This is a genomic window from Limnohabitans sp., assembly GCF_038134685.1.
In the GTDB taxonomy this organism is placed as follows: domain Bacteria; phylum Pseudomonadota; class Gammaproteobacteria; order Burkholderiales; family Burkholderiaceae_C; genus Limnohabitans_A.
This window is the reverse complement of record NZ_JAYPVP010000006.1, coordinates 68,411-69,213: the sequence shown is the minus strand read 5'-3', so window position 1 is coordinate 69,213 and position 803 is coordinate 68,411. Positions and strand designations below refer to the sequence as shown.

The 803-nt window shown below is 58.3% G+C and carries 2 protein-coding genes; both read right to left on the bottom strand.

Annotated elements, in window-relative coordinates; all coding sequences use genetic code 11:
- On the bottom strand, nucleotides 1-316 hold a 316-nt coding region (locus tag AAFM15_RS04290), incomplete at its 3' end, for an ATPase with chaperone activity (RefSeq protein WP_341685467.1).
- A 7-nt stretch (nucleotides 317-323) separates the two neighbouring features.
- A complete protein-coding gene (locus AAFM15_RS04285; RefSeq protein ID WP_341685466.1) occupies nucleotides 324-665 on the bottom strand; it encodes a zinc ribbon domain-containing protein YjdM in 342 nt (113 codons plus the stop codon).
- Nucleotides 666-803: the final 138 nt, after the last annotated feature.

The following is an 803-nucleotide window of genomic DNA, read 5'->3' as shown; positions in this document are numbered from 1 at the left end:
GCGTTTGGGCCCAGGCCGGCAGGGGCCAGTGCAGCAATTCGGCCAGGCGGCAGATGACCCAGCGCGCCTCCAGTTCGCTGACCACATCGGGCGTTGTCAGCAGGCCATGCAGACAGCGCTCTAAAGCCAGGTCTTCGGTGATGCCCAGCTGGAATTGCTGGTTGGCCGCCTGCTCGGTCAGAAGCTGGGCCAGGTCTTCACATAGCTCGTAGCGAGCAGCCATCTCGTCTCTGCCAATGCTGGGCTTGATCTTGCCCACGGGCACATACAGGGCCGCGAAACTGTGTGGGATCAGGATCTGATTGCCGTCATCCATGGCGACGTCAAGCCTTTTTGACGTATTCGCTCTTGAGTTGCATGGGGCCAAAGCCCTCAATCTTGCAGTCGATGTCGTGATCGCCATCGATCAGGCGGATGTTCTTGACCTTGGTGCCGACCTTGACCACCGAGGACGAGCCCTTGATCTTCAGATCCTTGACCAAGGTGACGCTGTCGCCGTCCTGCAGCACATTGCCATTGGCGTCTTTCCAGACCTTGGCCCCCTCTTCCTGGCCTGTAGCTTCGCTGGGGTTCCATTCGTGCCCGCAGCTGGGGCAGATCAACAAGGTGCCATCTTCGTAGGTGAATTCAGACTGGCATTGCGGGCAGGGGGGGAGTGTGGACATACGGAATTTCCTCAATAGATCTTCCGATTGTCCACTCAGAAACCACGCTTTCAGTGCCCTAGAGCTTTTGTCGCCTTGGCAGTAGCGTCAAAACCGCCTTTGGCTTTCCATTCTTGTATGCCGCCAGCGCACCTTGCC